Origin of the sequence: Paeniroseomonas aquatica (assembly GCF_030409335.1) — a bacterium.
Classification (GTDB): Bacteria; Pseudomonadota; Alphaproteobacteria; order Acetobacterales; family Acetobacteraceae; genus Belnapia; species Belnapia aquatica.
On the sequence record NZ_JAUFPN010000197.1, the window covers coordinates 164,394 to 183,204 of the forward strand.

General features: G+C 71.3%; 20 protein-coding genes. 10 read left to right on the plus strand and 10 right to left on the minus strand.

Annotated features, from left to right (window positions below; all coding sequences use genetic code 11):
• The first annotated feature begins 127 nt into the window (after window positions 1-127).
• Together QWZ14_RS25950 and QWZ14_RS25955 are read left to right on the plus strand one after the other, a co-directional pair.
• Entirely contained in the window at window positions 128-1,099 is a 972-nt protein-coding gene (locus QWZ14_RS25950; RefSeq protein WP_290319904.1) for a Bug family tripartite tricarboxylate transporter substrate binding protein, read from the plus strand.
• 60 nt (window positions 1,100-1,159) lie between these two features.
• A complete protein-coding gene (locus tag QWZ14_RS25955; RefSeq protein WP_290319905.1) occupies window positions 1,160-2,476 on the plus strand; it encodes an MFS transporter in 1,317 nt (438 codons plus the stop codon).
• A 51-nt stretch (window positions 2,477-2,527) separates the two neighbouring features.
• Here QWZ14_RS25955 and QWZ14_RS25960 read toward each other — a convergent pair whose 3' ends face one another.
• A complete protein-coding gene (locus QWZ14_RS25960) occupies window positions 2,528-3,715 on the minus strand; it encodes a CaiB/BaiF CoA transferase family protein (protein ID WP_290319906.1) in 1,188 nt (395 codons plus the stop codon).
• A gap of 92 nt (window positions 3,716-3,807) precedes the next feature.
• On the opposite strand from QWZ14_RS25960, the gene QWZ14_RS25965 reads away from it, so the two are divergent.
• Together QWZ14_RS25965 and QWZ14_RS25970 are read left to right on the plus strand one after the other, a co-directional pair.
• The gene (locus tag QWZ14_RS25965) at window positions 3,808-5,034 is read left to right on the plus strand and encodes an MFS transporter (protein WP_290319907.1); all 1,227 of its coding nucleotides are present in this window, start codon (window positions 3,808-3,810) and stop codon (window positions 5,032-5,034) included.
• Entirely contained in the window at window positions 5,027-6,124 is a 1,098-nt protein-coding gene (locus tag QWZ14_RS25970; RefSeq protein ID WP_290319908.1) for a mandelate racemase/muconate lactonizing enzyme family protein, read from the plus strand. Before QWZ14_RS25965 ends, QWZ14_RS25970 begins: the two co-directional genes overlap by 8 nt.
• Window positions 6,125-6,169: 45 nt before the next feature.
• Here QWZ14_RS25970 and QWZ14_RS25975 read toward each other — a convergent pair whose 3' ends face one another.
• The 6 genes from QWZ14_RS25975 to rpsU form a co-directional block, all read right to left on the minus strand.
• The gene (locus QWZ14_RS25975) at window positions 6,170-7,363 is read right to left on the minus strand and encodes a pyridoxal-phosphate-dependent aminotransferase family protein (protein ID WP_290319911.1); all 1,194 of its coding nucleotides are present in this window, start codon (window positions 7,361-7,363) and stop codon (window positions 6,170-6,172) included.
• Between the two features lie 107 nt (window positions 7,364-7,470).
• A complete protein-coding gene (locus tag QWZ14_RS25980) occupies window positions 7,471-8,019 on the minus strand; it encodes a carboxymuconolactone decarboxylase family protein (RefSeq protein ID WP_290319912.1) in 549 nt (182 codons plus the stop codon).
• A 17-nt stretch (window positions 8,020-8,036) separates the two neighbouring features.
• Window positions 8,037-8,909 (minus strand): MBL fold metallo-hydrolase, encoded by an 873-nt coding sequence (locus QWZ14_RS25985; RefSeq protein ID WP_290319913.1) that lies wholly within the window; start codon window positions 8,907-8,909, stop codon window positions 8,037-8,039.
• A gap of 11 nt (window positions 8,910-8,920) precedes the next feature.
• Window positions 8,921-9,547: a glutathione S-transferase family protein gene (locus QWZ14_RS25990; protein WP_290319914.1), complete on the minus strand. Its 627-nt coding sequence runs from the start codon at window positions 9,545-9,547 to the stop codon at window positions 8,921-8,923.
• 76 nt (window positions 9,548-9,623) lie between these two features.
• The gene (locus QWZ14_RS25995; RefSeq protein ID WP_290319915.1) at window positions 9,624-10,553 is read right to left on the minus strand and encodes a hypothetical protein; all 930 of its coding nucleotides are present in this window, start codon (window positions 10,551-10,553) and stop codon (window positions 9,624-9,626) included.
• Between the two features lie 80 nt (window positions 10,554-10,633).
• Complete coding sequence (gene rpsU, locus QWZ14_RS26000) at window positions 10,634-10,837, minus strand: 30S ribosomal protein S21 (protein WP_007006360.1); 204 nt, start codon at window positions 10,835-10,837, stop codon at window positions 10,634-10,636.
• A gap of 215 nt (window positions 10,838-11,052) precedes the next feature.
• Here rpsU and def point away from each other — a divergent pair, with 215 nt between their 5' ends.
• The 6 genes from def (at window position 11,053) to bfr (ending at window position 14,959) form a co-directional block, all read left to right on the plus strand.
• Window positions 11,053-11,556 carry a peptide deformylase gene (def, locus tag QWZ14_RS26005; RefSeq protein WP_290319919.1) on the plus strand — a complete coding sequence of 168 codons (504 nt, stop codon included), beginning with the start codon at window positions 11,053-11,055 and terminating at the stop codon, window positions 11,554-11,556.
• Window positions 11,553-12,131, plus strand: coding sequence for a COQ9 family protein (locus QWZ14_RS26010; protein ID WP_290319920.1), 579 nt, complete (start codon window positions 11,553-11,555; stop codon window positions 12,129-12,131). Before def ends, QWZ14_RS26010 begins: the two co-directional genes overlap by 4 nt.
• 78 nt (window positions 12,132-12,209) lie before the next feature.
• The gene (locus tag QWZ14_RS26015; RefSeq protein ID WP_290319921.1) at window positions 12,210-12,998 is read left to right on the plus strand and encodes an HpcH/HpaI aldolase family protein; all 789 of its coding nucleotides are present in this window, start codon (window positions 12,210-12,212) and stop codon (window positions 12,996-12,998) included.
• A 129-nt stretch (window positions 12,999-13,127) separates the two neighbouring features.
• On the plus strand, window positions 13,128-14,168 hold the full coding sequence (locus QWZ14_RS26020) for an extracellular solute-binding protein (RefSeq protein WP_290319922.1): 1,041 nt from the start codon (window positions 13,128-13,130) through the stop codon (window positions 14,166-14,168).
• A 19-nt stretch (window positions 14,169-14,187) separates the two neighbouring features.
• The gene (locus QWZ14_RS26025; protein WP_290319923.1) at window positions 14,188-14,382 is read left to right on the plus strand and encodes a (2Fe-2S)-binding protein; all 195 of its coding nucleotides are present in this window, start codon (window positions 14,188-14,190) and stop codon (window positions 14,380-14,382) included.
• A 91-nt stretch (window positions 14,383-14,473) separates the two neighbouring features.
• A complete protein-coding gene (bfr, locus tag QWZ14_RS26030) occupies window positions 14,474-14,959 on the plus strand; it encodes a bacterioferritin (RefSeq protein ID WP_290319924.1) in 486 nt (161 codons plus the stop codon).
• A gap of 19 nt (window positions 14,960-14,978) precedes the next feature.
• On the opposite strand, the gene QWZ14_RS26035 is transcribed toward bfr, so the two are convergent.
• The 3 genes from QWZ14_RS26035 to QWZ14_RS26045 all read right to left on the minus strand — a co-directional run bounded on the left by QWZ14_RS26035 (window position 14,979) and on the right by QWZ14_RS26045 (window position 18,786).
• Window positions 14,979-15,356, minus strand: a complete 378-nt coding sequence (locus tag QWZ14_RS26035; RefSeq protein ID WP_290319925.1) for a response regulator — start codon at window positions 15,354-15,356, stop codon at window positions 14,979-14,981.
• Window positions 15,353-16,909, minus strand: a complete 1,557-nt coding sequence (locus QWZ14_RS26040; RefSeq protein ID WP_290319927.1) for a sensor histidine kinase — start codon at window positions 16,907-16,909, stop codon at window positions 15,353-15,355. The genes QWZ14_RS26035 and QWZ14_RS26040 overlap by 4 nt, the downstream gene beginning before the upstream one ends.
• A 227-nt stretch (window positions 16,910-17,136) precedes the next feature.
• Window positions 17,137-18,786: an ABC transporter permease gene (locus QWZ14_RS26045; protein ID WP_290319928.1), complete on the minus strand. Its 1,650-nt coding sequence runs from the start codon at window positions 18,784-18,786 to the stop codon at window positions 17,137-17,139.
• Between the last annotated feature and the right edge of the window lie 25 nt (window positions 18,787-18,811).

The window sequence follows — 18,811 nt, forward strand, 5'->3', positions numbered from 1 at the left end:
GACCGCAACCACCAACCTAGGCGCCAAGTCCTGAAGAAGGCGTTGACGATGCTCGGGCCCGGGGCCGGCTGGACCGGGCGGCGGCCGCGTCGCAGGATGCCGCGACCAGACCGGGGAGGATGGCCGTATGCGGCGTCGAGATCTGCTGCTGGCCGGGGCCGCCCTGCCGCTGGCCGCCCGGGCGCAGCCGGCCTTCCCCGACCGGCCGCTGCGGCTGGTGGTGCCCTTCGCCGCCGGGACCAGCTCGGATATCCAGGGCCGGCTGATCGCCAGCCGCATGGGCGAGACGCTGGGCCAGCCGGTCGTGGTGGAGAACCGCGCCGGCGGCGGCGGCACCCTCGGGGCCGAGGCGGTGGCCAAGGCGCGGCCGGATGGCCATAGCCTGCTGCTCGGCTCGAATGGGCCGCTGACGGTGAACCCGGTCATCCAGCCCCGCATGCCCTACGACGTGGACACCGAACTGGCGCCCATCGCCCTGGTCAGCCGCAGCCCGCTGACCCTGGCGGTGAAGGCGGACAGCCCGATCCGCAGCCTGGCGGAGCTGGTGGCGGCGGCGAAGGCGAAGCCGGGGGAGATCACCATCGGCTCCTCCGGCCAGGGCAGCGCCACCCATTTCCTGATCGAGCAATTCATGGCCGCGGCCGGGATCCGGCTGACCCATGTCCCCTACCGCGGCAGCAGCCAGTCCATCCCGGACCTCATTGCCGGCAACGTGCAGGTGGTGATGGGGGAAGTCTCGACCACCACGCCGGTCTGGCGCGGCGGGCTGGTGCGCATCCTGGCGACCACCGGCCTGACCCGCTCGCCGCTGGTGCCGGATGTCGCCACCCTCATCGAGCAGGGCTTTCCCGGGCTCGACGGCGGTAGCTGGGCGGCGCTGATGACGACGGGCGGCACGCCGGAGGCGGCGATCCGGACCCTGGCGGCCGCGGCGAATGCGGCGCTGGCCGATCCCTCCTACCAGGCGCGCCAGGCCGAGGTCGGGGCGCAGCTCTCCGAGGCGGCGGTGCGGTCCCCGGCCGGGCTCGCCGCCTGGCTGCGCGAGGAGCGGGCACGGACCCGGGCGACGGCGGCGCAGGCCGGCATCCGGGGCGAGTAGCCGGCGGCGAACATTCCCCGGCCTCGTGCGTTGCCGCGCGACCACCGGAGGGAACCAGGAATGTCTGCCACCACGGCTTCGGCCATCGAGAAGGAAACCATGGCGCGCGTGTCGCGCCGCCTGATCCCTTTTCTCATTCTCTGCTACTTCATCGCCTATCTCGACCGGGTGAACGTCGGCTTCGCCGCCCTCGAGATGAACCGCGACCTGGGCCTGTCGCCCACCGTCTATGCCTGGGGCGCTGGCGTCTTCTTCCTGGCCTACTTCCTGTTCGAGGTGCCGAGCAACGTCATCCTGGAGAAGGTCGGCGCCCGGCGCTGGATCGCCCGGATCATGTTCACCTGGGGCCTGCTCTCGGGCTGCATGGCCTTCGTGGTCGGCCCCTGGAGCCTCTATTCGGTGCGGGCGCTGCTGGGCATCGCCGAGGCCGGCTTCTTCCCCGGCATCATCCTCTATCTCACCTACTGGTTCCCGGCCGCCTACCGGGCGCGGATCGTCGGATCCTTCATGGTGGCGATCCCGGTCTCGACCGTCATCGGCGCCCCGGTCTCCGGGATGCTGCTGGGGCTCGACGGCCTGGCCGGGCTGGCCGGCTGGCAGTGGCTGTTCATTATCGAGGCGCTGCCGGCCCTGCTGCTGTCTGTCGTGGTGCTGACCTTCCTGACCGACCGCCCGAGCGAGGCCGAATGGCTGCGGCCTGACCAGCGCCAGTGGCTGGCCAGGACTCTGGAGGAGGAGCGGCGCACCAAGGAATCCGTGGTGCATTTCACCCTCGGCCAGGCGCTGCGCAATCCGCGGGTGATCGGCCTGGGCTTCGTCTACTTCGGGATCGTCGCCTCGAACTATGGCCTGTCCTTCTGGCTGCCGCAGATCGTCAAGGGCTTCGGCCTCTCGAACGTGGCGACCGGCTTCGTCACCGCGCTGCCCTACCTGTTCGGCGCCGTGGCGATGGTCCTCTGGGGCCGGCACTCGGACCGTAAGGGGGAACGGGTCTGGCATACCGCCGGTGCGGCCTTCGTCGCCGCCATCGGACTCGGGGCCGGGGCGCTGGGCGTCAGCCCGGTGGTGACCATGGCGCTGCTCTGCTTCGCCGCGCTCGGCATCTTCGGCGCGCTGCCGCCCTTCTGGACCCTGCCGACCGCGCTGCTGTCGGGCACCGCCGCCGCGGGGGGCATCGCGCTGATCAACTCGATCGGCAACCTCTCGGGCTTCGTCGGCCCCTATGCCGTCGGCTGGGTGCGGGAGGCGACCGGCAGCTTTCCGCTGGCGCTGCTGGTGCTGGCCGCGCTGCCCATGGCGGCCGGGTTCCTGGTGCTGGCGATGGGGCACGACCCGGCACTGGAGCAGCCGCGGCGGAAGCCGGTGCCGGCGGAATAGGCAGCCGGCCGGGCCTGGCCCGGCCCGGCGGCGCCGGGCCGGGGAGGCGCCTCAGACGACCCTCTGCGCCTGCAGCGCCGCGATCTCGCCCGGGCCGTAGCCGAGCTCCTGCAGCACGCCCTGGGTGTCGGCGCCCATCACCGGCGGCGGGCTGTCCACCCGCGGGCCGCCATGCGCCAGCTTGAAGGCGGCGACCGGCACGCCGAAGGGGCCGGGCAGGCCGGGTGCGCCATCCGGGAACATGTGCACCACGCCGCGGCTGGCGAGGTGGGGGTCGGCCAGCGTCTCCTCCATCCGGCGGACCCGGGCGGCGGGGACGTGCTTCGACTGCAGGTAGGTCTCCCATTCATCCGCGGTGCGGGTCAGCATGATGTCGGCCAGCACCGCTTCCTCCCGGTCGCGGTCGGCGGTGCGGGCGGGGTTGTCGGCCTTGGTCAGCTCCGGGCGGCCAAGCGCCTCCCATAGCCGCTTCTGCTGGCGCAGGTTGCTGGCGCCCAGCATCACCATGCCGTCCCTGGTCTGGTAGGCGCTGTTGGTGGCATGGACATGCTTGTTGCCGGAGGGCTTGGCGCCCTTGCCGGTGCGGAGGAAGGCGGCGACGTGGCTCGCCTGCATCATCAGCGCCACGTCGAGCATGGCGAGGTCGATGCGTTGCCCGCGGCCGGTCCTCTCCCGCTGGAACAGCGCGGCCGACAGCGCGAAGGCCCCCATGGTGCCGGTCGCATAGTCGATCGCCGGGGCGCCGAATTTGATCGGGTGCACCTCCGGCGTGCCGGTCGCCGCCATGATGCCCGAGGTCGCCTGGATAACGTGGTCATAGGCGGTCTGGCTGCCGCGCGGGCCGCCATGGCCGAAGGCCGAGATCGAGCAGTAGATCAGCTTCGGGTTGAGCGCCGAGAGAACGTCATAGCCCAGGCCGAGGGTGTCGAAGGCGCCGGGGCGGAAATTCTCGACCAGGATGTCGGCGGTCGACACCAGCCTGCGGAGTACCTCCCGCCCGGCCTCGGTCTTGAGGTCGAGGGTGACGGAGCGCTTGTTGGCGCCCTGGGTGACGAAGTAGCTGCCCATGTTGGCCAGGTTGCCGGCGAGGTCGGGGCCGCTGTCGCGGCTCTGGTCCGGGTCGTCGGGATGCTCGACCTTGATCACGTCGGCGCCGAGCAGGGCCAGCTGGTAGGCGGCGAAGGGGCCGGCCAGCACATGGGTGATATCGATGATGCGGATGCCCTCGAATGGCCGCATGGCTCGTTTCTCCCTCTTCTTGGTCGGGCGACTATGGCCGCGGCCGCGGTTTGGCGCCATCCTGCGGGCAAGACCTGGGGGAAACGACCGGAGTGACCGCATCCGCGGCGGCATCGCCGCGCCTGATCGACGTGCCCGACTTCCGCCGCCTCTGGTGCGTCGGCCTGGTCGTTTTCCTGGTGCGCTGGCTGGAATTGCTGGCGGTCAGCCTCTTCGTCTACCAGGCGACGGGATCGGCCTTCCTCGTCACAATGATGGGCATGCTGCGCATCCTGCCGATGGGGCTCTTCGGCGCCCTGCTGGGGGCCGTGGCGGACCGGGTGGAGGCACGGACGGCGCTGCTCGGCATCGTTCTCGCCAGCCTGCTGACCTCGCTCGTGCTGGCCGGCCTCGCCTGGGGCGGGATGCTGGCGGTTTGGCACCTGGCGGTGGCCAGCTTCATCAACGGGCTCGGCTGGGCGGCCGACAACCCGGTGCGACGTATGATGATCGGCCAGGTGGTCGGCCCGGCGCGGATGGGCGCGGCCATGTCCGCCGACGTCGGCAGCAACAACGCCAGCCGGATGCTGGGGCCGACGCTGTCGGGGCTGATCTTCGCCACGGTCGGGATCGAGGGCGCCTTCGTCGTCTCGGTGCTGCTCTATGGCCTCGGCATGGTCGCCGCCTGGCGGCTGCGCTACCGCAGCGGCGTGCAGCCGGCGGGCGGCGAGGGCGTCCTCGCCCGCATCGCCGAAGGGGTCGCGGTGGTGCGGCGGGACCCGCGGCTGGTCGGGACGCTCGCCGTCACCGTCATCTTCAACATCTTCGGCTGGCCCTTCACCAGCCTGATCCCGGTGGTCGGCCAGGACCACCTGCTGCTGGCGCCGCAGGGGATCGGCCTGCTGGCCAGCATGGATGGCGTCGGCGCCTTCGCCGGGGCGCTGGCCATGGCGGCCTGGGCGAAGCCCACCAATTACGCCCGCTGCTACCTCGGCGGGGTGAGCATCTATTTCGCCACCCAGGTCGCCTTCGCCCTGGCGCCGCATCCGCTGCTGGCGGGGGGAGCGCTGTTCTTCACCGGCTTTGGCCAGGCCGGGTTCAGCATCATGCAAGCGACGCTGGTCTACCTGTTGGCGCCGGCGGAGGTGCGGAGCCGGGTGCTCGGGCTGCTCTCGGTCTGCATCGGGCTGGGGCCGATCGGCTTCGTCCATATCGGGCTGCTGGCCGATGCGCTCGGGGCGCAATGGGCCTGCGTCATCAGCGGGGCGGAGGGGTTGCTGGCCATGCTGCTCACGCGCAGGCTGTGGCGACCTATCCAGGGAGCAACGGCCAATGAATGACCTGACGATCAAGGACGTCCGCACGACCCTGCTGCAACTCCCGTGGCAGGACGACCCCTGGCTGTTCGGCCATGCGCTGGGCGCCACGCGGGACCTGGTGGTGGTCGAGGTGGTCACCGCCTCCGGCATCACCGGCATGGGCTACCTGCACCTGCTGAGCCTGCCCCTGCAGCGCACCATCGGCGCCTGCATCGCCGAGGCGATGGCGCCGCGCATCATCGGCCGGCAGGCGACCGACGTGGAGGCGATCTGGCGCGACCTCTGGCGCACCACGCTGACGGGCGGCCGCGGCGGCGTGGCGATGATGGCGCAGTCGGCGATCGACATCGCGCTCTGGGATGCGGTCGGCAAATCCGCCGGGCTGCCGCTGCACCGGCTCTGGGGCCATTACCGCAGCGAGATCCCGATCTACGGCAGCGGCTGCTTCCGCGGCGCGCTGGGCGACGGGATGATCGCCAAGGCGAAATACTACGTCGAGCAGGGCTACCGGGCGATCAAGATGCAGGTCGCCCATGTCGGCGACGTCCGCACCGACATCGACAACGTCCGCCGCATGCGCGATGCGGTCGGCCCCGACGTCGAGATCATGATCGACGTGAACATGGGCTGGAGCGCCGATACCGCCATCCTCGCCGGCCGCGCCTTCGAGGCGTTCGACGTCTACTGGCTCGAGGAGCCGGTGCTGGCCGACGACTTCGCCGGCTATGCCCGCTGCGCCGAGGCGCTGGACCTGCGCGTGGTCGGCGGCGAGACGCATTTCGGCCGCGCCGACCTCAAGCCCTTCTTCGAGAACCCCCGCCTGCCCATCCTGCAGCCGGACCCGATGCGCGGCGGGCTGACCGAGCTGCGGAAGATCGCCACGGTCGCCGAGACCTGGGGCATGACCATGGCGCCGCACCTCTTCCCGGAGCTGAACGTGCACATCCTGGCCAGCATCCCGAACGGGATCTGGGCGGAGCAGATGGGGCTGCTGGACGACCTCTGGGTGAGGCACCCGAAGATCAGCAACGGCATGATCACCGCGCCGGAGACGCCGGGGCATGGGCTGGCGTTCAAGCCGGAGGTGATGAAGGACTTCGTGCTGAAGTGAGCGGACAGGTCGGGGCGGGAATACCGGTCCCGCCCCGACCCTAACTTACTCCGCCAGCGACGCGATCGCCGCCGCCACGCCGCCCGGGGCATGCGGCACGCCGGCGACCTTCATCGCCAGCTCCACCGTCGCCAGGGTGCCGAGGATCATCGGCTCGTTCAGGTCGCCGAGGTGGCCGATGCGGAAGACCTTGCCGCCGAGCGGCCCCAGCCCGCCGCCGAGCGAGACGTTGTACTTCTGCAGGGCGATGGCGCGCAGGGCATCGGCGTTGACGCCCTCGGGCATCATGATGGCGGTGACGCTGTCGGAGTAGCGGCTTGGGTTGAGGCAGAAGAGCTGCGGGCCGTTGTTGCCGGACCAGTGCTGCACCGCGGCGCGCACCGCGCGGGCCAGGCGGGAATGGCGAAGGAAGACGTTCTCCAGCCCCTCCTCCTGCTCGATCAGCCGGAGCGCTTCCTGCAGCATGTAGAAGAAGCTGATCGGCACGGTGCCGACGAAGCTCTTGTGCGGCCGGGCCAGCATGTTGGTCCAGTTGAAGTAGTGCTTCGGCAGCTTCGAGGTCTTGTGGACCTCCATCGCCTTGTTCGAGACGCCGTTGAAGCTCATGCCGGTGTGCAGCATGAGGCCCTTCTGGCTGCCGCCGACCGCGGCATCGACGCCCCATTCATCCATGCGGAAGTCGAGCGAACCGAGCGAGGAGATGGTGTCGGCCATCAGCAGCGCCGGGTGGCCGGCGGCGTCGATCGCGGCGCGGACCTCGGGTACCGGGATCATCATGCCGGTCGCGGTCTCGTTGTGGACGACGCAGACCGCCTTGATGGCATGGCCGGTGTCGGCGGCGAGCGCCGCCTTCACCGCGGCGATGTCGACGCCGCGGCGCCAGTCGGCCTCGACGGTGCGGACCTCCATCCCGAGGTCCTCGGCCATCTTGGCCCAGGAAATCGAGAAGTAGCCGCTCTCGATGATCAGGATGGTGTCGCCGGCCGAGAGCAGGTTGACTAGGCAGGCTTCCCAGGCGGCGTGGCCGGAGCCGGTGTAGAGGAAGATGTTCTGCTCGGTCTTGAGGATGCGCTTCAGCCCGGCGATGCAGCCGTCGTAGACCTCGATGAAGTTCGGGTCGTTGAAGTCCATGGTCTGGTGCGCGCCGGCGAGCAGCACGGAATCCGGGATGTTGGTCGGACCGGGATTGGCGAAGAACTGGCGGCCTCGGGGCTTCCGGGCAGGCTGCGTCGCGCTCATGGCGTCCATTTCCCTTGGGGTACGGCTTCGGTGCTTGGTCATCCCATGGCTTGCGGCGGTTGCCCAGGGAAGAATTGCCCGGGGGGAGGCGCCCCCGCAGCCCGGCCTCAGACCGGGAAGGGGTACTTCCTGAGATAGGGCATGTAGCTCTCCTCCACGTCGATCTCGAAGGAGGCGAGGGTGCGGACCACGGCGCAGTAGAAGCCGCAGGTGACCACCAGGTCCATGATGCAGTCGTTCGGCAGCTCGGCGCGCAGCGCGGCGAAGGTGTCGTAGTGGACGCCGGGGCCGTCGTGGATCTCCCGCGCCGCCTTCAGCACCAGCCGCGCCAGGGGCTCGAGGCCGCTGGTGCCGCCGCCGCTCTCGAGGATCAGGGCCTCGATGTCGCCATCGGTGACGCCGAAGTCGTAGCCGATCTTCACATGATGCGACCATTCATAGGGCGAGCGCGCCAGCCAGCCGACCTGCAGGATGGCGAGCTCGCGCAGCCGCGCATCCAGCTTGGTCTTGTAGCGGATGTACTGGCCGAGCCCGGAGAAGGCCCGCATCGCATCCGGGTTGTGGACCAGCGTCTTGTACAGGTTGATGTCGCGCGACAGCAGCCCCTGGTCCTCGGGCTTGAGGTCGGCCTTCTCCAGGTAGGGCAGGCGGGCCATGGGCGTTTCCTCGCTTCTTATGGTTTCAGGAAATTGTAGCGGAAGCCGTCGGCGCCGGCGCTGACCCGGCCGGCGGTGGCGCCGGGGAAGTGGATCGGCAGCACCACGACCGGCGTCTCCGCCACCTCGGCGAGGAAGCCGCGGCGGCTCTCGGCGGCCTGCTTCGCATCCCAGTCGAAGATGGTGGACCAGCCGGGCTCGCGGACCTGCAGCGCGTGATGCATCAGATCACCGGTGACCACGGCGCGCTGGCCGCCGGAGGAGATGTTCACGCAGCAATGGCAGGGCGAATGGCCCGGGGTGGGGGAGAGCCAGACGGTATCGTCGAGCGAGAAATCATCGTCGACCAGCAGCGCCTGGCCGGCGGCGACGACCGGCTCGCAATTGTACGTCCAGACATTGCCGGGCGGCTGCGCGCCGCGCGCCGTCGCCTCCTCCCAGGCGGCGTATTCGCCCTTGTGGAAGACATACTTCGCGCGTGGGAAGGTCGGCACCCAGCGGCCGTTCACCAGCCTTGTGTTCCAGCCGCAGTGGTCGATGTGGAGGTGGGTGCAGAAGACGTAGTCGATGTCCTCGAAGCGCAGTCCCGCGGCGGCGAAGCCGTCGAGCCAGGGCTGCTTCGGGAAGTCCATCGGCGGCGGATAGCCCTTGTCCTCGCCGGTGCAGGTATCGACCAGGATGGTGTGCTTCGGGGTGCGGATGACGAAGGTCTGGTAGGTGATGACCATGCGGCCGCTCGCCTGGTCGAAGACGACAGGGTCCATCTCGGCCAGGTGCCGGGCGCCGATGATGGGGTCGTAGGCCGGGAACATGCTGTCCGGGGTTCGCCAGGGACCGTCCCGTTCGACGATGCTGGTGATGGTGACGTCGCCGATCCGCAGCTCCTGCACGGCGTGGCTCCTCAGGCGTCGATATGGGCGGTGGCGACGACGGCGGGGCGGGCGCTGAAGCCGGCGTGCCAGGCAGCCAGCGCCGGATGCGTCGCGCGCCAGCCGGCCTCCGGCCAGCGGAAGTCGAGGTAGGAGAGGCTGGCGCCGATGGTCAGGTGGCCGATGTCGTAGGGCGTCGCCTCCAGCACCGGGACCATCGGCTCGAGCGCCGCCAGCACCGCGTCGCGCTTGAGCCCGAAGCCCTCGATGATGATCGGGGAGGGCACTTCGCGCAGCACCTCGCCGCGCCAGAGCAGCAGCATCTCCATGAAGCCGGTGCCGAGCGCATGGCGCTGCAGCGCGTCGAGGCGTCCCGGGCCGGCCGGGAACAGCGGTGGCGCCTCGCCGAGGGTGTCGAGGTATTCGCAGATGACCACGCTGTCGAAGAGCACGCGGCCATCCGGCAGCACCAGGGTCGGGATGCGGCCGAGCGGGTTGCGCGGCAGCAGCTCGCGGTCGGTCCGGGTCAGGGCCACCACGGTGGGGATGCGCTCGATCCGGTCCGCTAGGCCGCGCTCATGCGCCGCCAGCATGACCTTCCGCACGAAGGGTGAACGGGAGGACCAATGCAATTGCATGGCCGCCTGCGATGCCGACATCTGCTTCTCCTGGAGTCCCCGGGACACTCTGCCCCGCATGGCCCCCCAACTGAAGCCCCCGCTGCCGCGGCGCCCGTCAGCGGAGCTCCGGCGCCGGCCAGTCCAGCGCTGCGGAGGGCGCCCGCACCATGTTTGTCCAGCTGCGGCAATCGACCATCTGCCAGCGCGCATCGGGCGCCTCGCCATGGGCGATCGGCGGGCAGCGGCGGGAGCGGGCCATGAGCTCGGCCATCGCGTCCCGGCCGGCCAGGGCGCTGCGGGCGGCATTCTCCCAGCGCTCCCAGCGGACCAGGCCAAGGCCCTGGGCGAACCAGAAGCGCTCGAGGTGATCGGCCAGGGGGATGGCGGTGCCGCTGAAATGCTCGGAGACCAGCACCTCCACCCGGGCGGCGCCGGTGCGGCCATCGGCCGCCTCGCGCCAGGGCAGGTCGATGGCGGCGCGGCGCCAGCGGGTGAGGCTCGGGTTGACGCGGGCGGGACAGGCCTCCGGCCCGGTGGTGATGGCGAGGCCGACCAGCCGCTGCTGCCATTCCGTCGGGAGCGGCGGGATGGCGACGAGCCAGCCGGGCCGGCATTCGGCCGACTGGAACCACTGGGCGCCGCCGCCGCCGTCCTCGGTCATGGCCACGGCGGCCTCCCCGCCGGGGGGCAGCGGGATCACCTGGCCGCCGTCGCCCGGGTCCTGGCGGCCGAAGGCGCGCGGCGCATTGCCGAAGTCGAAGGTCTGGATGGCCGCCGGGACGCCGCGCAGGCTTCCCAGCAGCGAGTCGCTGGCCTGGTAGCCCTGCGGCAGGGCGGCCTCGGCGGTGCCGGGCCAGTCGTGCTTGCGGTAGGGCAGGGGCTCGCCGATGCGCAGCGGCCGGGTCCGGTCGCAGCCGGGCTCGAAGGGCAGCCGGCCGGGGATGGGCGTGCCGGCCTCGTCGAGGCAGGCGGATTGCACGAGGTAGCCGGTCAGAGGCGGCTCGGCGGCAGCGGGTCCGGCCAGGGCCAGCAGCAGCCCGAACATGCAAAACCGCGGTCCCCGGGTTGCCCCGTGCCGCGGTTGCATAGTCGTCGTCAGGACCCGGCTCGCGCCGCGTCGGAAGCTCAGAAGCCTTCGCGTTCCAGCCGCTTGCGCTCGACCTTGCGGGCGCGGCGGACGGCCTCGGCGGCTTCGCGGGCGCGGCGCTCGGACGGCTTCTCGTAGTGCCGGCGCAGCTTCATCTCGCGGAACACACCCTCGCGCTGCAGCTTCTTCTTGAGCGCCTTCAGCGCCTGGTCGATGTTGTTGTCACGGACGACGACTTGCACGCGGCCCAACCTCCTGTGGCTTGGCGGGAAATAAGAATCGCCGCGTCAGGAGCGCAGCTGCAGGCGGCCCGGATCACCCGGACCACCTTCGCCATCCCCACCCTGATGCGGAGAGGTTGAGCCTAACATAGGTGCCGGTGGCGGTGGAAGCCCCCTCCCGCAGTCTGCCCGGCATCCCTAACTTGCTGCCACCTGCTGCCGCACGGAGGCGCGCCTTGGCCATACTGAAGATCGCCCGCATGGGGCACCCGGTCCTGCTGCGGGAAGCGGAGGCGGTGGACGACCCGACCCATCCGGAGATCCGCCGGCTGATCGCCGACATGGCGGAAACCATGCTGGATGCCGCCGGAATCGGCTTGGCGGCGCCGCAGGTGCATGTCCCGCTGCGGCTGTTCGTCTGGCGCGGGCCGACCGGGGTCGCCGCGCTGGTCAACCCGGAGCTGACGCCGGTCGGCGAGGAGACGGAGCAGGCCTGGGAGGGCTGCTTGTCCATCCCTGGCCTGCGCGGCTCGGTGCTGCGGCCGCGGCGGATCCGCTACCGCGGACTCGATGCCGAGGGCGAGCCGGTGGAGGGCGAGGCGGAGGCGATGACCGCCCGGGTCATGCAGCACGAGACCGACCATCTCGACGGCATCCTCTACCCCATGCGCATGCCCGACCTGTCGCTCTTCGGCTTCACCGACGAACTGGCCCGGGCGGCCGGGAGCCAGCCGCGATGACCGAGAGCAGCCCCGCCCGCGATGCCGCCATCCGCGCCATGCTGCCGCTGGCCGGGACGGAGGGGTGGAACTGGACGACCATCCGCGCCGGCCTGGCCGCCGCCGGCGAGGATCCGGCCCTGGCCGAGAGCTGGTTCCCGACCGGCGCCACCGGTGCCGTCGCCGGCTGGATCGATCTGGCGAACCGGGACATGGCCGCCGCCGCGGCGGCCGAGGACGTCGCCGCGCTGCGGGTGCCCGCGCGCATCCGAAGGGTGGTCGAGCTCCGGCTGGCCGCCACCGCGCCGCATAAGCCGGCGCTGCGCCGGGCGCTGAGCCTGCTGGCGCTGCCCTGGAATGCCCCGGTCGCGCTGCGGACCACGGCGGCGACGGTGGATGCCATGTGGCATGCCGCCGGCGACAGCTCGGCCGATTTCTCCTGGTATACCCGGCGGGCGACCCTGGCCGCGGTCTATGGCGCGACCCTCGCCTTCTGGACCCGCGACGACGATCCCGACATCGCCGCGGCCATGGCCTTCCTCGACCGCCGGCTGGCGGGGGTGGCGCGGCTCGGCAAGCGCCGCCGCGCGGCCTGACCGGCCGGGGCCCGAGGGGGCCGATTGACGCGGCGCCGGCTGCGTGGTGCGCTTCCCCCAACGAACGGGGGAACCGCCATGGCCATCGTGCCCAATCACGCCAAGCTGCGGCTGGCCGCGGGTGAGCTGGCGCTCGGCTTCGGGGTGCACCACCTGCGCGGCAGCGCGGTCGGCATGATCGCCGCCGCCACCGGCTACGACTGGCTCTTCATCGACATGGAGCATGGCGCGACCTCGGTGCAGGAGGCGACGCAGATCGCCATCGCCGCGCTCGGCCAGGGCATCACCCCCATCGTCCGCTGCTGCAAGGATGCGCTGTTCGAAGGCACCCGGGCGCTCGACAACGGCGCCATGGGCGTGGTGGTGCCGCATGTGGATACCGCGGCCGAGGCGCGGGTGGTGGCCGCGGCCTATCGCTTCCCGCCGCTCGGCACCCGGTCCTGGGGCGGCCCGCCCTTCGCCTACAACCTGCGGCCGCCGGGCACCGCCGAGGCGCAGGCCGAGCTGAACCGGAACATCCTGGTCGCCTGCATGATCGAGACGCCGGAGGCGGTGGCCAATGCGGCCGAGATCGCCGCGGTGCCGGGAATCGACGTGCTGCTGATCGGCACCTCGGACCTGACGGCTTCCATGGGGATCGCCGGGCAGATCGGCCACCCCGATGTCCAGGCCGCCTATGCCACGGTGGCGGCGGCCTGCGCCGGGGCGGGCAAGGTGATGGGCATGGGCGGGGTCTACGACGAGACCTGGGCGGCCGCCTATGTCCGGCTCGGGGCGCGGTTCCTGCTGAGCGGGTCCGACCATACCCTGCTGATGGCCGCCGCCGCCGGGCGGTCGCATTTCCTGCGGGGATTGCATCCGGGCTGAGGCGCGGCCTGCGCCGGGCCAATCCGGGCGGCGAGGGTCCCGGTCCGCATACTGCCCTGGACGGCGGGAAGCGCTTGCGAATGGTTCTCATTAGCTTTATCAATTGCCGCATCAGCCCGGAGAGACTGCATGCCCGCCTGTCCGCCGCGCCGCCTGCTCGGCCTCGCCGCCGCCGCCCTGCTGGCCTGGGGCGCCCGCCCCGCCGCGGCGGCCGGGGAGGTGAACCTCTACTCCTCCCGGCATTATGACTCGGACCGGGCCCTGTACGAGGCCTTCACCAAGGAGACCGGAATCCGGGTCCGGCTGATCGAGGGCGATGCCGACCAGCTGATCGAGCGCATCCGCAACGAGGGCGCCAACAGCCCGGCCGATGTCTTCATCACCGTCGATGCCGCCCGGCTGGCCCGGGCCGCCAATGCCGGCGTGCTGGCGCCCTTCCGCTCCGGCGTGATCGAGGCGCGGATCCCCGCCGGGCTGCGCGATCCCGAGGGCATGTGGTTCGCCGTCTCCAAGCGGGCCCGCGTCGTGATGTACGACCGCGAGCGCGGTGCCCCGGAAGGGCTGACGCGGTACGAGGATCTGGCCGAGCCGCGCTTCAAGGGGCAGATCTGCGTCCGTAGCTCCAGCCATCCCTACAACACCAGCCTCGCGGCCTCGATCCTGGCCGCCGACGGGGCGGAGCGGACCGAGGCCTGGGCCCGCGGCTTCGCCGCCAACCTGGCCCGCCCGCCGCAGGGCGGCGACCGCGACCAGTTCCGCGCCCTCCCGGCCGGGCAGTGCCGGCTCGCCATCGCCAATACCTACTACCTCGCCGCCATCGGCGCTTCCGAGCGGCCCGAGGACAAGGCGCTGTTCGCCCGGATCGGGGTCATCTTCCCGAACCAGGGCGAGGGGGACCGCGGCACCCACGTGAACGTCTCCGGCGCCGGGCTGGTGAAGACGGCGCCGAACCGGGCGGCGGCCACCCGCTTCCTCGAGTATCTCACCGGCGATTCGGCGCAGGCGACCTTTGCCCTGGGCAACATGGAGTACCCGGCGGTGGCCGCCGCGCCGCTGCACCCGGCGCTCGCCGCCATGGGCAGCTTCCGGCCCGAGCCGGTGGATGCCGAGCGGACCAACACCAATGCCGGGCCGGCGCTGCAGATCATGCAGCGCGCGGGCTGGCGCTGAGCGGGCGGGAGACGAGCCGATGATCCTCTGTCTCTGCAATGCCCTGAGCGACACGCAGCTGGCGGATGCGGTGGCCAAGGGCGCCCGCAAGCCGCGCGACGTCTATGCCCATTGCGCCTGCAAGGCGCAGTGCGGCACCTGCACCCGGATGATCCTCGGCATGATCCGCGACCTCGCGACGAACGGTACGGCCGCGCAATCCCAGGCCTCCTGAGCGCCGCCGCCTGCTAAGGTGCCACCATCGCCACGGGCCGCGTCGCCCGTGGCTTCAATTCGTACCGGCCCCGCCGTGAAAGCTGACCCCGATGAAAGCCGACCCCAAGGTCATTGAGCATCTGAACACCCAGCTCACCAATGAGCTGACCGCGATCAACCAGTACTTCCTGCATGCCCGCGTGCTCCGCCATTGGGGCGTGACCAAGCTGGGCGAGCATGAATACAAGGAATCGATCGAGGAGATGCATCACGCCGACTGGCTGATCGAGCGCATCCTCTTCCTCGGCGGCCTGCCCAACGTGCAGCGGCTGAACCAGGTGATGGTCGGGCAGTCGGTGGAGGAGATCCTGCGCGCCGACCTGGCGATCGAGGACAAGGCGACCGCCGACCTGCGCGAGGGCATCGCCTACGCCGAGAGCGTGCGCGACTTCGTCTCCCGCGACCTGCTGCTCAAGATCCTGGCCAACGAGGAGGAGCACGTGGACTTCCTCGACCGCCAGTTCGACCTGATCAAGCTGATCGGGATCGAGCGCTACATCCTGCTGAACAGCGCCCCGGCTCCCGACCAGCACTGAGGCCTTCCGGCCGGCCGGGTCAGCCCTGACCGGCCACCGAGCGCAGGGCATCGATCAGCGTGCCGAGCTCGATGGGCTTGGTCAGCAGCGTGAGCGGGGCGCTGCCGTCGTGCAGTCCGGCGGTGCCGCCGACGGGGGGATAGCCGGTCATCACCACCACCGGCAGGTCGGGCCGGCTGGCCCGCAGCCGGGCGATCAGCTCCCGCCCGTCCAGCCGCGGCATCCGCAGGTCGGTGAGCAGCACGTCGAAGCCGGCGCCGGCGGAGACGAGCTCCATCGCCGCCTCGCCGTCCTGCGCCGGCAGGACCTCGAAGCCGGCATCGACCAGCCCCTCCTCGATCACCTCGGCCGCGAGCCACTCGTCCTCGGCCATGAGCACGCGCAACGGGGTCATCATGCCGGACGCTCCTCGGGCGGTGTCGCCAGGGGCAGCGCCACCTGGAAGACGGCGCCGGCGCCGCGGTTGAGCCAGCCGAGCCGGCCGCCCATGTCGCGGAGGATGCCGGCGGCGATGGGCAGGCCGAGCCCGGTGCCCTCGCCGGGGTCCTTCGAGGTGACGAAGGGCTCGAGGATGCGGCTGCCGAGCGCAGCCGGCACGCCGCCGCCGCTGTCCTGCACCGCCAGGGTGACCTGGCCCGGCTGCGGACCGGCCTGCAGGGTGACCTGGATCTGGGCCGGGGCTTCCGGCTCGCTGCGGCGCCGGCGCAGGACCGCGTCCTTGGCATTCTCCAGCAGGTTGAGCAACGCCTGTTCGAACTGCGCGGCGCGGCCATGCACCGGCACCGGGCCCGTGGCCTCGTAGCTGATCTCGACCCGGTCGAGGGCCCAGGCGCGGCGCGCCACCTCCACCGCTGCGCCGGCGGCGACGGCGGCATCGAAGGTCCCGGCTTCGCCCGGCGTCTCGCGCGACAGCTCGCGCATGCGCTCCAGCAGCGCGCCGAGCCGGCGGGTCTGCCCGAGGATGACGCCGATCGCCTTGCGCGGGCGGTCGGCCGCCGCATCCATGGTGCCGCGGGCGCGGTCGGCCCAGAGGCTGATGATATTGACCGGCTGGCTCATCTCATGCGCGACGCCGGCGCACATGGCGCCGATGGTGGCGCGGCGGGCGGCCTCGACCAGGTCGGCCTGGAGCCGGCGCACGGCGGTCACGTCCCGGAGGCTGCCGAGCAGGCGCCTCGGCTCGCCCTCGGTGGCCGGGAGCGGCACCAGGACGGTGTGCCAATGCCGGGTGCCGGAGGCGGTGGCGACGGTGCTGTCCCAATCCCGCGCCATCCCGGAGGCGAGGCAGCCGGCGAAGGCGGCCAGCAGCTCGGCGGCGGCCGCGTCCTCGAGCAGGCGGGCCGGCTCGCGCCCCTCGATCGCCTCGCGCGATGTGCCAAAGAGGCGGCAGAAGCTGGGATTCACCGTCTCGAAGAGGAAACCGCCGGCGTCCTCGCGCACCACGAAGAGCGCGTCGGACAAATGCTCGAAAAAGCCCGCCAGGCGCCTCTCGGCATCCTGACGCTCGGCGATCTCCGCCGAGAGGGCGGCGTTGGCGGCGGCGAGGGCGGCGGAGGAGGGCAGCGCCAGCACCCGCGGCAGCATCGGCCAAAGGGCGATGGCGGTCACCACGGAGACCAGGGCGGTGATCGCCTTCACCGCGCCCTGCACGCCGTAATCCGGATGCCAGAGGGTCCAGATGGACAGGAAGTGGGTGGCGCCGCAGGCCAGGATGAACAGGGCGAAGAGTTCGATCGCCCAGGGGAGGACGAGGTCGCGGCGACGGATGGCGACAACGAGGAGGACGATCGGGATGGACCAGTACGCGAGGCCCGTCAGCGCATCCGAGACCAAATGCAGCCAGATCAGTTCTGGCCGCCAGAGCAGGCAGACGCCATGCGGGGCCAGGGAATCGACGTTGAATAGGCCAAAGCTGAAATCTGTCGCCAGGTTGGGCATGGGGTTGGGCACCACCGTTCAGTACAGGTCTGATGAAACGTCCCAGATTGCTTCAACTCCCAAACCGGACACAACCTAAGCGCGAGTAAACCACCAAAACAAGCACCGATGCTTTAACTATCCGAACTGTTACAAGGCTGAATGCCGCACTCGGATCGGTATGGCAACAAAAAGTAGAATGGTGCAGGGCGAATTGATCGCTGGGATCCTGGCGCCCGCGCCAGGAGGCTGCCTCCCTCTCAGCCGCGCCGCATCGCCCGGGTCAGGGCGAGCACCGGCAGGAGTCCGGTCACGACGATCAGCAGCGCCGCGGTGCTGGCCTCGGCCAGGCGTTCGTCGGCTGCCAGGCTATGCACCCGGACGGCCAGGGTGTCGAAGTCGAAGGGGCGGATGATGAGGGTGGCGGGCAGCTCCTTCATGGTGTCGACGAAGACCAGCAGGAAGGCGGTCAGCAGGCTGCCGCGGGCCAGCGGCAGCTCCGCCCGCAGCACGGCGGCACCGGGCGTCGCGCCGAGCACCCGGGCAGCCTCCCGCAGGCTGGGCCGGATGCGGGCCAGGCCGGCCTCGACGGCGGAGAGGGCGACGGCGAGGAAGCGCACGAGATAGGCGAATATCAGCGCTGCCACCCCGCCCGACAGCAGCAGCCCGGTCGAGAGGCCGAGATGGTGGCGCATCCAGGCATCCAGCGCATTGTCGAAAAGCCCGAGCGGCACCAGCGTCCCGACCGCGATGACCGATCCGGGGATGGCATAGCCGAGGCCGGCCAGGCGCAGCGCCGCCCGCTGCGCCGGGCGCGGGTGCAGCCGGGCCGCCCAGGCCAGCAGCGCGGCGAGCAGGACCGCCAGCGTCGCGGCGCCGGCGGCCAGCAGCAGCGAGTTCCGGGCGAAGGGCAGGAAGCGGCCGGGGGCGAGCGGGTCGCCGACCTGCAGCATCAGCACCAGCAACACGCCGGCCGGGACCAGGAAGCCGAGCGCGACCGGCAGGGCGCAGGCGGCGAAGGCGGCCGCGGCCGGCCAGCCCCGCAGCGCCACCGGCCGCGGCGCTGCGGTGCGGCTGGTGGTGGGATGGAAGCGCCGGCCGCCGCGCGAGAGATGCTCGAGCAGCAGCAGCAGCGTCACCAGCCCCATCAGGCAGGCGGCGAGCTGGCTGGCGGCGCCGCGGTCGCCGAGCCCGAACCAGGCCTCGTAGAGACCGGTGGTGAAGGTGCGCAGGCCGAAGTGCTGCACGGTGCCGAAATCCGCCAGGGTCTCCATCAGCGCCAGGGCCATGCCGCCGATGATGGCCGGCCGGGCCATGGGCAGGGCCAGGCGCAGGAAGCACCCCGTCAAGGATTGGCCGAGGGTGCGGGAGGCCTCGATCAGCCCGCCGCTCTGCTGCTGGAATGCGCTGCGGCAGAGCAGGTAGACATAAGGGTAGAGCACCATGCCCAGCACCAGGGCCGCGCCGGGCAGGCTGCGGATCTCGGGGAACCAGTACTGGCCCCAGCGCAGGCCGGTCGCGTCGCGCAGCGCGGTCTGCACCGGCCCGGCGACATCCAGGGCCCAGGTATAGGCATAGCCGCAGACATAGGCGGGCATGGCCATGGGCAGCAGCAGCGCCAGCTCCAGCACCCGGCTGCCAGGGAAGCGGCAGGCGGTGACCAGCCAGGCGGCGAGGGCGCCGGTGGAGGCCGTCAGCAGCCCGACCAGCACCGCCAGCATGGCCGAATTGGCCAGCATCTCGGCCAGGGTGGTGCTGGCGATATGACGCCAGACCGCACCCGCGGGCACGGCGGCGGCGACCAGGACCGCGAGCAGCGGGGCGGCGACAAGCCCGGCAAGCGGCAGGGCGAGCATCGCCCAGGGCGGCGCCCGGGTCGCGGCAGGCCGCGGCGGATGGCTGGCTGTCACGCGGGGCGCCGTTCCGGGGGCGAGG